Genomic DNA, 8198 nt, shown 5'->3' with positions numbered 1-8198 from the left:
GCCACCTGGGGCGGTGCGTCACGCGCCGGGTCCCGGAAGGCTCTCCGGCCGCGCCTGAGTCCCGCGCGCAGGAGTGCCCGGCATCATGGCTGACCGGACGTACGGCACGAGGGGTGGGAGCGCCATGACGGGACGGGCCGGCACGGTGGGGCTCCTCGCGGTCTGGGCGGCGACCAGGGCCACTCTGCTGCTCTGGGTGCTGAAGGTGGTCACCGCGCCGGGTCTGGACGTCACCGTGGACGTGTCGGTGATCTACCGGGGCTGGTACGACGTGCTGCGCACCGGGGTCTTCCCGCCGGGCGACGTCACCTGGCAGTACCCGCCCGCGGCGGCGCTGCCCGTGCTGGCCCCCGGGTTGCTGCCGTTCCTGGAGTACGCGACGGCGTTCTCCGTGCTCGTGCTGGTCTGCGACGCGCTGGTGCTGGGCATGCTGGCGCGGGCGGGCTCCCGGCCCGGGGCGCGGCGCGCGGGCGCCCGGGTCTGGGTGGCGGGAGTGCCGCTGCTGGGCCCGACCGTGTACGCCCGGTACGACCTGATGGTGGCGGCGGTCGCGGTGGCGGGGCTGCTGGCCGGGGTGCGGCGCCCGAGGGTGCTGGGGGCGCTTGCGGCGTTCGGGGCGCTGCTGAAGGTGTGGCCGGTGCTGGTGCTGCTGGGCACCACCCCGGGGCGGGTGACCCGGCGTGCCTGGTCGGCGGCGGCGGTGGTGGCCGGGGTGGTGGCGGCGGGGTTCTGGCTGGCGATGCCGGGCGCGTTCGGATTCCTCGCCCACCAGCGGGACCGGGGCACCGAGATCGAGTCGCTGGGCGGGCTGGCGCTCCACGTGGCCCGGCGGTCCGGCTGGCCGGGGCGGATCGAGCTGTCCTACGGCTCGATGGAGTTCCTCGGCCCGGGGGTGGACGTGGTGTCGTCGCTGGCGCTCTGGCTGAGCGTGGCGGGGTTCGGCTGGCTGGTGGTGTGGCGGCTGCGGGCGCGTACCTTCACGGCGCACACCGCGGCGGACGCGGCGTTCACGGCGGTGCTGGTGTTCACGACGACGAGCCGGGTGATCAGTCCGCAGTACCTGGTGTGGCTGGTCGGGCTGGCCGCGGTCTGCCTGGTCTTCCCGGGCAGCCGGATGCGCCGGCCCGTGTGCCTGGTCCTGCTGGCCTGCCCGGTGACCTTCCTGGAGTTCCCGCTCGGCTTCGTGCACGTGGTCGCGAGCGACGGCACGGGCGTGGCCCTGCTCCTGGTGCGGAACGGGCTGCTGGTCGCGGCGACGGTGATCGCGGCGGCGAGGCTGTGGCGCGCGGCGGGACCGGTGGCCGCCGCGGCGGTGGCGGTCGGGCCGGCGGCCCGGGTGCCTCAGCCGAGCCGGTCGGCGAGGTAGTTCCGCCAGCGGGTGGTGAACTCCCGCTCGCCGACGCCGAGGACTTTCTCCATCGCCGTGTCCACCGCCCCCTCGCGCCCGTCGTGGGCCCCCACCTCCCGGTAGAGCTCCCTGAGCGCGTCCTCGCCCCACTCCCCGGCGATGAGCGCGCAGGCGAGCCAGCCGCCCTCGTACGCCCGCGCGAGCTCGTCCGCGTCCCGGTCGAAGGCGAAGTCGTCGTCCAGGGGCAGCGCGGCGGGCAGCTCCCGGGCGCGGACCGCGGTGGCGAGTTCGGGGGCGATCTCACCGGCCGTACGGTCCTCCTGCCGGTACGCGGCCCAGTCGGCGAACCCCTCGGAGAGCCAGAGCGGGGTGGCCGCCGTGGTGGCGGTACGCGTCGCCACGTGCGTGGTCTCGTGGGTGAGGACGACCCTGCGGCCGAAGGTGCCGAGGGTGGCGTACGCCTCCGGGTTGACGACGACCCGGTCCGCGAGGCCCGGCTGCCCTTCGCCGTCGGAGACCGCGCCGGTGGTGACCGCCGCTATCCCCCGGTAGCTCCCGTCCGCCGAGCCCAGCAGCTCCGCCATGTCCCCGGTGGAGGCGGGGACGAGGTAGACCACCCGCGCCGCCCAGGTGTCCGGCCAGGCGGCGGAGACCGCCGGGACCGCCTCGTCCGCGGTATCCGCGATCTCGCGCAGCTCCTTCGCCGGGCGGCCGACGCCGAGGACCAGGCTGTGGGTGCCGTGCACCGCGACCACCTTGCCCTGGTCCCACAGCGGTACGGCCGCGTCCTTCGCGGGCCGGTCCGCCGTGAGGTACCAGGACCCGGCGGAGCCGTCCCGGGCGACCTCCACGGTGCGGCGGGCGGTCGCGGGCGCGGTGTCGAAGCCCGCGACGCGGTAGTCCAGCTCGACGTCGGCGGTGGCCCGGTCGGCGCCCCGCGCGGTCACCGCCTTCACGGTGTACGTCCAGGACCGCAGGGGTACGTCCGCCAGGGCGGCCAGCGTGGTGCGCTGGGCCGTGCGCAGCGCGGCGGCGTCCGGGTCGACCACGGCCAGGTAGGCGGCGGTGTCGTGGTGCAGCACGGCGGCGGCCCGCCGCTCCAGGACCGCGGTGATCTGCCGGGCGGTGGCGGCGTCCGCGGTGCGGTCGGGGGCGGCGCACCCCCCGGCGGCCAGCAGCCCGGCGACGAGCAGCCCGACGAGCGGGGCGCCCGCCGCACGCCGGGTGCGGGGGCGGCCCCGCCGCGCGTCGGACCGGGGTGGCGCCAGTTCTGCCATTGCGCCGATCGTACGGTCAGACCCGGGTGACCGAGGAGACGGGCATCATGCCGACGGGGTCGAAGCGGACCTGGGCGCCGGGGTACGGGGCGTGGATGACCTGGCCGTTCCCGGCGTACATCGCGATGTGGCTGGCGTCCGCCCGGTAGGCGACGAGATCCCCGGGGCGGGCCTGGGAGAGCGGCACCATGCGGCCCGCGTACCGCTGGGCCTGGGAGGTGCGGGGCAGGCTGACGCCCGCGCGGGCGTAGGCCCACTGCATGAGCCCGGAGCAGTCGAAGCTGCCCGGGCCGTTGGCTCCCCAGACGTACGGGCTGCCCAGTGCCTGCTGGGCGGCGGCCAGGGCGGCCAGCGCCCTGGCCGAGCCCGGAAGGCTTCCGGTGGCCGCCCGCAGGGCCTCCGGGCCGCCGGAGCCGCCCGGGCCGGGGGGACGGGTGGAGCGGGACGCGTGGTCGTCGAGGGCGGCGCGCTCCTCGGGGGGCAGGGCGGCGAGCAGCCTGCGGGCCTCGGCGAGCTTGGTCTCGACGGTGTGTTTGTGGCGGGCCACGGCGGCTCGGCCGCGTTCCAGGTCCCGCAGGTCGTCCGCGGCCTCGGCGCGGATCTGGTCCATCTTCTGGCGGGTCCGGCGGAGCTTGTCGAGCACGAGCGACTGGCGCTCGCCGAGCCGGTCGAGGGTGGCGGCCCGGTCGAGGTAGGTGTCCGGGTCCGAGGAGAACAGCAGCGCCAGGGCGGGATCGAGGGAGCCGGCTCGGTACTGCGCCCCGGCGACGGCGCCGAGCCCCCCGCGCATCTCGTTGAGGGCGGCCTGGGTGCGGGCGGCGGCCTCCTGGGCCCGGTCGACCTTCTCGCGGAGGCGGTCGGTGTCCTCGCCGGCCCGGTTGAACTTCTCGGTGGCCCGCTCCGCCTCGCCGTACAGCTGGTCGACGCGGGCCCGGGTGGCCTCCCGGTCGTGCGCCGGTTCCGCGCTCGCGGGCGCCCCGGTGAGGCCGGCGGCCGCACTCGCCGCGGCGGCGGTCAGGACCGTGGCGCGGACGCCCCGGTTGAGGCCGGACTGGGTGGGACGGCGATGGGACGCCACGGGCCGTACTCCTTCCGCTGCGCGCGTACGCACGCGGCCCCCTGCCGCCCGGGCCGGGCGGGCCGACGGACGGGAGCCGCACAGCAGACAGACAGTAATCGTCCGGTTGCACGACGACCAAGGACCGGACCGGCCACGCGGGGGCCGAAACGGCTCCGCCCCGGCGGTAACCTCGGTCTCCGTCGGGGCGGGGCGTCGTGCGGGGGCGTACCGATTCGCCCGTTCGGGCGTCGGTCCGGCGCGTCAGATGCGGACGCCGACCTGGAAGCTGCCGATGGTGTCCATCGACTCGTAACGGACGTACGCGCCGGGGTGCGGGGCGTGCAGCACCGTGTTGTTGCCCGCGTAGAGGGCGACGTGCTCGGTGTTGTTGAAGAACACCAGGTCGCCCGGCTTCAGCGAGCTGCGGCCGATCTGCGTGCCCTGGTTGATCTGGGTGTACGTGGTACGGGTGATCGCGACACCCGCCTGCGCGTAGGCCCACTGCGTGAGGCCCGAGCAGTCGAACGAGCTGGGGCCCGTACCGCCGGAGACGTACGGCTTGCCGATCTGCGTGGCGGCGTTGGCGAGGGCGGCGGCACCGAGGGCGGAGGCCGGGACTTCGTTGCCCAGGTCGACGCGGGTGCCGGCGGACCGGCTGGCGCGCGCGTCGTCGTCGGCCATCTTCTGGCGCTCGGCGGCGGTGAGGGTGTTCAGCAGGGCCTGCGCGTCGGCGAGCTTCTTCTGGTACTTCTTCTTGTTCGCGCCGAGGGCGTCGCGGACCTCGGAGAGCTCGGAGAGCTTCGCCTCGGCCTCCTTGCGCTCCTGGGCGAGGCTGCGCTGCTTGGCCTGGATCTTCTCCAGCGACTCGGTCTGCTTGGCCGTCAACTGGTCGAGCGCGGAGGCCTGGTCGAGGAAGGTGTCCGGGTCCGAGGCGAGGAAGAGCTGCACGGAGGGGTCGATGCCGCCGGAGCGGTACTGCGCGGTGGCGATCGAACCGAGTTCGCCGCGGAGGCTGTTGAGGTCGGCCTGCTCGCGGGCGACCTTGTCCTGGAGGGCGTCGACCTCCTTCTTCAGCTTCTCCTGCTGCTCCTTGGCCCCGTTGTACTTCTCGGTGGCGGCCTCGGCCTCGGCGTAGAGCTTGTCGACCTTCTCCTTGACCTCGGCCTTGGTCGGCTTCGGGTCGGCGTGCGCGGCCTGGGCGGACAGGGCCACGGCGGCCGCGGCGGTCGCGGTGAGCACGGTCACACGGGCACGGCTCGGCTGCTTGGGTCGACGGTGGGACGCCACGAAGGCGAGCTCCTTCTTCCTCAGAGCCGCCTACCAGACCGGAGGGGGTACACCCGGAACGACCCGGCTCCGCACACTTCACGGACTCGGCGGTTCCTTCGCCGCCACCCCGAATGAGTGATCAACCGTGCGAAGGTTCGAGGCCTGACCCTAGTGACCAAGCTGTGATCAGTTCAAATCCTTCCCGGAAGAACTTCGTCACATCCGGCGCTTCCCCACCCTCGACGCACCGCGCGTAGCCAGGAGTTGACGGTACGTTTCTCCGAATCCGGCCGAATGCACCATGCCACCCCACACCCACCTTCACACACTAAACGCGCGAAAGCCGCTTCAGGAGCAGGGCGGACGCAACGGGCCGGGCTCCGGCCTTCGCCACTCCGTCCGCCACCTCCCGGTCGGTGGAGACCACCACGACGGGCCGCCCCGGCGGTTCGGCACGGGCCAGTTGGCGGATCAGCTCGTCGGCGGTCACCCCCGCCTTGCTGAAGAGCACCCGGACCCCGCGCGGCGGCGCGAGCAGCACCGGTACGGCCAGCTCCGCCCCGTCGAACACACAGGTCATCTCGGCGCCCGTCTGCGCGGCGAGCATCGAGAGCCCGCCCAGCAGCCGCAACCGCTGCTTCTCCAGCGGCATCTGCGGATAGCCGGTCTTCGTGACGTTGTAGCCGTCGACGATCAGGTGCGCCTGCGGCAGGGCCAGCAGCTGGTCCAGCAGCGCCGGGTCGGTCTCCGACAGCGCCCTGGCGGCGATATCCTTGGGCGACATCCGGCCCGGCTCGACCGCGTCCACCCCGTCGGCGGGGCGGGACGTCGCGGGCGGCAGCGCGAGTTCGCGGCGCAGCCCCGCGGCGGCGTCGAGCACGGTGTCCAGCAGCAGGCGCAGCCGCATGTCCTCGACCGAACGGCCCTCGCGGGCGGCTCTGCGGCCCGTCTCCACGGCCGTCTCGGCCTCCGCGAGCCGCGTCTTGAGTCGGCGGTTCTCGCTCTCGGCCTGGGAGACCTGTGCCGCCGTCTCGGCGCGCACGGCGTCCGTCTCGGCGGCGGCCCGGCGCACCGCGGCCTCGCTGCGCTTGACCTCGCTGAGGGCACTGCGCAGCTTGCGGTGGAGCGACTCGGATTCCTTGCGCGCGGCGTCCAGTTCGGCACGGAGCCGCTCGGTGTCGGTCTTCGTCTGGTCCCGCGCCTGCGCCAGTTCCTCGCGCAGGCGTTCCGTCTCGCGCCGGGTCTCGTCGTCGGCGCGTTCCGCGCTGGCCCGCTGGACCTCCTCGCCGGCGGCCTGCACCAGCTTGACCCAGCCGACCGGGCGGAGCACGTACGCGGCGGCGGCGACGTCCACCGGATCGGCGGCGGCCGGGGGTGCGCCGGACTCCAGGGCGCGGGCCAGCTCGGGCTGGGCGGCAGCGATCCGCTCCCCGATGCGCCCGCGGAAGCGCGCGTCGCCCTCCAGGGCCGCGGCCATGGCGTTCCCGGCGAACTTCGCCCGCCGGGTCGGGGTGAAGCGGGCGTACTGACGAAGCTGGGCGGGCAGTTCGCCGACCGTCAGACCCCCGAAGGCGTCCGAGACCAGCGCGACGACCCGCCGCCGCACTCCCTCGGGCAGCGGGCGGTCGAGCGCCTCGACGGCGCCGTCGGCCCCATCGGCCGGATCAGCGCCGCTGGTCGGCTGCTCCACCATCCGTCACCCCATCGTGTCTGTGGTGCGACTCCGTCAGGAGTCGGCACCTGGCCTGTCCACCAGTTCGATCTGGTCCACCGCGTTGCACCAACGGCAGCGCACCGATTCGATCGTCTCACTGACGACCTCCCGCTCCTCGACACTGGCGTCACCGGCCAGGTCGAGGTGGATGTACTCCACCACCTTCGACGACCTCGTCACGTCGAAACGGGTGAGGTTCCCGCAGAGCGTGCAGCGCCAGCGGGTCGCGTCGGTCGGCTGGGGAACCGTCGTCATCGTGCCGTCCTCTTTCGTCGTCGGAGCCTCGTGCCGTCCCGGACCGAGCCCCGTCCTGTCCTGCCTCAAGGATCTCGCGGTGCGCCGTCGAACTGCGGGTGTCCTGGGGCAACCCTACGGCCTCGCACCCCGCCACCGGCACGGCGAGGCGGCCCGTACCGTTCCGTCCCGGTACGTCATGCTCCGTACATGATCGAACGGCGTGACACGGACCCGCTGGGCGCGGTACGCAGACTCCGCCTCCCGGCAGCGGCGGGCGGCGCGCCCGTCACGTACAGCCTCATCGCGGTGTGCTGCCTGGTCTTCGTGGTCAGCCCGGTCTCCGGCCTCGGCCCCTCCCACGCCACCGCCGACGCGGCACTCGCCGCCCAGGCCGGGTACTTCGAGCGGTGGGGCGTGATCCCCGCGGAACTGTGGGGCGGCCCGGCGCACGCGTGGCTCACCCCGTTCACCGCGCTCTTCGTGCACGGCGGCTGGCTGCACCTGCTGGGCAACATGCTCTTCCTGCACGTGTTCGGCGCCATGGCCGAGGAGCGGATGGGACATCTCGGCTTCGCCCTCTTCTACACGGGCTGCGGCTGTCTGACCCTGGTCGTCTACGCGGCGGCGTACTCCGGCTCCGAGCAGACGCTGGTCGGGGCCTCCGGTGCCATCTCGGCGGTGCTCGGGGCGTTCCTGCGCCTCTTCCCCCGGGCGCGGGTCACCAGCATCTTCCCGTTCCTCTTCTTCCTCCCGCTGCGCTTCCCGGCCTGGATCGTGCTCCTCTTCTGGTTCGCCCTCCAGTGGCTGGCGGCCCGGAGCGCGGGCAGCGGTCCGGGCGTCGCCTATCTGGCACACGTGACGGGGTTCGGCGCCGGATTCGTCCTGGCCCGGGGGCCCCACCGGCGTGGGGCTAGAGTGAAGACACCAGCCACGGCCACCGAGGGAGAAAGCCAGCCGTGATCACCGCGATCGTGCTCATCAAAACCAGCGTCGACCGGATTCCGGAGATCGCGGAGTCCATCGCGGCGCTCGACAGCGTCAGCGAGGTCTTCTCGGTCACCGGCACGTACGACCTGATCGCCATGGTCCGGGTGGCCCGCCACGACGACCTCGCCGAGGTCATCCCCGGCAAGATCAGCAAGATCCCGGGCGTGGAGGCCACCGACACCCACGTGGCCTTCCGTACGTACTCCCAGCACGACCTGGAAGCCGCGTTCGCCATCGGCCTCGACGCGTAACCACCGCTCCCGAAGCGGTACTCGGCAGCACTTCGGCCGGGGACGGGCAGCTGCC

At 73.8% G+C, this 8198-nt stretch carries 8 protein-coding genes; 3 read left to right on the top strand and 5 right to left on the bottom strand.

Annotation, left to right across the window (positions count from 1 at the left end; all coding sequences use genetic code 11):
* The first annotated feature begins 85 nt into the window (after nt 1-85).
* On the top strand, nt 86-1366 hold the full coding sequence (locus tag ACFWEP_RS27335; protein WP_387373830.1) for a glycosyltransferase 87 family protein: 1281 nt from the start codon (nt 86-88) through the stop codon (nt 1364-1366).
* Here ACFWEP_RS27335 and ACFWEP_RS27330 read toward each other — a convergent pair.
* The 5 genes from ACFWEP_RS27330 to ACFWEP_RS27310 all read right to left on the bottom strand — a co-directional run bounded on the left by ACFWEP_RS27330 (nt 1342) and on the right by ACFWEP_RS27310 (nt 6923).
* The gene (locus ACFWEP_RS27330; RefSeq protein ID WP_387373834.1) at nt 1342-2616 is read right to left on the bottom strand and encodes a hypothetical protein; all 1275 of its coding nucleotides are present in this window, start codon (nt 2614-2616) and stop codon (nt 1342-1344) included. The genes ACFWEP_RS27335 and ACFWEP_RS27330 overlap by 25 nt on opposite strands.
* Before the next feature lie 25 nt (nt 2617-2641).
* Nucleotides 2642-3703 carry an NlpC/P60 family protein gene (locus ACFWEP_RS27325; RefSeq protein WP_387373828.1) on the bottom strand — a complete coding sequence of 354 codons (1062 nt, stop codon included), beginning with the start codon at nt 3701-3703 and terminating at the stop codon, nt 2642-2644.
* 243 nt (nt 3704-3946) lie between these two features.
* Nucleotides 3947-4972, bottom strand: a complete 1026-nt coding sequence (locus ACFWEP_RS27320; protein WP_387373826.1) for an NlpC/P60 family protein — start codon at nt 4970-4972, stop codon at nt 3947-3949.
* A 310-nt stretch (nt 4973-5282) separates the two neighbouring features.
* Complete coding sequence (locus ACFWEP_RS27315) at nt 5283-6644, bottom strand: NYN domain-containing protein (protein WP_387373832.1); 1362 nt, start codon at nt 6642-6644, stop codon at nt 5283-5285.
* Nucleotides 6645-6680: 36 nt separating this feature from the next.
* On the bottom strand, nt 6681-6923 hold the full coding sequence (locus tag ACFWEP_RS27310; protein WP_266703465.1) for a hypothetical protein: 243 nt from the start codon (nt 6921-6923) through the stop codon (nt 6681-6683).
* A 189-nt stretch (nt 6924-7112) separates the two neighbouring features.
* On the opposite strand from ACFWEP_RS27310, the gene ACFWEP_RS27305 reads away from it, so the two are divergent.
* Together ACFWEP_RS27305 and ACFWEP_RS27300 are read left to right on the top strand one after the other, a co-directional pair.
* Entirely contained in the window at nt 7113-7865 is a 753-nt protein-coding gene (locus ACFWEP_RS27305) for a rhomboid family intramembrane serine protease (RefSeq protein ID WP_387373824.1), read from the top strand.
* Nucleotides 7862-8143: an Lrp/AsnC ligand binding domain-containing protein gene (locus ACFWEP_RS27300; RefSeq protein ID WP_328722148.1), complete on the top strand. Its 282-nt coding sequence runs from the start codon at nt 7862-7864 to the stop codon at nt 8141-8143. The genes ACFWEP_RS27305 and ACFWEP_RS27300 overlap by 4 nt, the downstream gene beginning before the upstream one ends.
* The last annotated feature ends 55 nt before the right edge of the window (nt 8144-8198 follow it).

Origin of the sequence: Streptomyces sp. NPDC060198 (genome assembly GCF_042728415.1) — a bacterium.
Lineage (GTDB): Bacteria > Actinomycetota > Actinomycetes > Streptomycetales > Streptomycetaceae > Streptomyces.
Note: the sequence above shows the minus strand (reverse complement) of the source record. Positions and strands in the feature narration are given on the sequence as shown.

Bases quoted from the DNA above. Each gene is read 5' to 3' on its own strand.
- ACFWEP_RS27310 (WP_266703465.1), bottom strand. From the start codon at position 6,923: ATGACGACGGTTCCCCAGCCGACCGACGCGACCCGCTGGCGCTGCACG.
- ACFWEP_RS27305 (WP_387373824.1), top strand. From the start codon at position 7,113: ATGATCGAACGGCGTGACACGGACCCGCTGGGCGCGGTACGCAGACTC.
- ACFWEP_RS27335 (WP_387373830.1), top strand. From the start codon at position 86: ATGGCTGACCGGACGTACGGCACGAGGGGTGGGAGCGCCATGACGGGA.